The 927-nt window shown below is 34.0% G+C and carries 1 protein-coding gene and 1 pseudogene; both read left to right on the forward strand.

Features of this window, described 5'->3' with window-relative positions; all coding sequences use genetic code 11:
- A pseudogene (locus tag WG67_RS08860) lies at positions 1–248 on the forward strand (WD1261 family protein); the annotation flags it as partial.
- 59 nt (positions 249–307) lie between these two features.
- On the forward strand, positions 308–814 hold the full coding sequence (gene ppa, locus WG67_RS05490) for an inorganic diphosphatase (protein ID WP_010082061.1): 507 nt from the start codon (positions 308–310) through the stop codon (positions 812–814).
- Positions 815–927: the final 113 nt, after the last annotated feature.

The following is a 927-nucleotide window of genomic DNA, read 5'->3' on the forward strand; positions in this document are numbered from 1 at the left end:
GTATGTTTGTATTATCTGTTGGGTTATATCTTGCTGATTATTTCTTTATGGAGCAAAAATTATTTAATCCAATAAAAGGTGTCCTACCACAGGATAATTTTGCTAATCTAGTAATTGCTGCAGTGCTTACTATCGTAATAGTATATGCTTTATTTCAATTATCACAGGTATCACCACTTTCAACAGTCAATAAGATGACGAATGAAAATTTAGGACAGCCCGTGCAAAATAAGTTTAGAATTACATAAATGTAGCAACTTAAAAGCATATATTGTATAATGCTTATTCTTAAGTTAAGAGGTAATTTATGGATTTAAGTAAAATAACAGCAGGACCAAATGCGGTGAATGTGGTAATTGAAATAAGTGCGAATGCTGAGCCTGTAAAGTATGAATTTAATAAAGAGTTTAGGTTGTTACAAGTTGACAGATTTTTATCTACCTCAATGACTTATCCTTGCAATTATGGGTTTGTACCAAATACCTGCGCAGGTGATGGTGATCCTGTGGATGTTTTGGTGCTAACTCAATTTCCCTTAGCATCTAGTGTTTTAATATCGGTGCGTCCAATAGGCGCATTACTCACTAAAGATGAAAAAGGAGAAGATGAGAAAATATTAGCAGTGCCTGTTTCCAGTGTTGATAGCTATTATGACAATATAAAGGACTATTCTGACTTATCTAAAAGCCTACTAGATAAAATTACTCATTTCTTTTCTCATTATAAAGATCTGGAAAAGGGAAAAACGGTAGCAGTTGGAGAATGGGTTGGTGTGGAAGAAGCAAAGAAAATCATTGAAAAAAGCAGAAATTAGTTTTTATTGATTTATAGCTAAAGTGGCTTAGGTTTGCCCACAATTTGAAAAACAACAAATTCGTCATTCCGCTACTTGTTAGCGGAATCTATACCCCGCACAACTGTACGAAC

Source organism: Wolbachia endosymbiont of Drosophila incompta (assembly GCF_001758565.1).
Classification (GTDB): Bacteria; Pseudomonadota; Alphaproteobacteria; order Rickettsiales; family Anaplasmataceae; genus Wolbachia; species Wolbachia pipientis.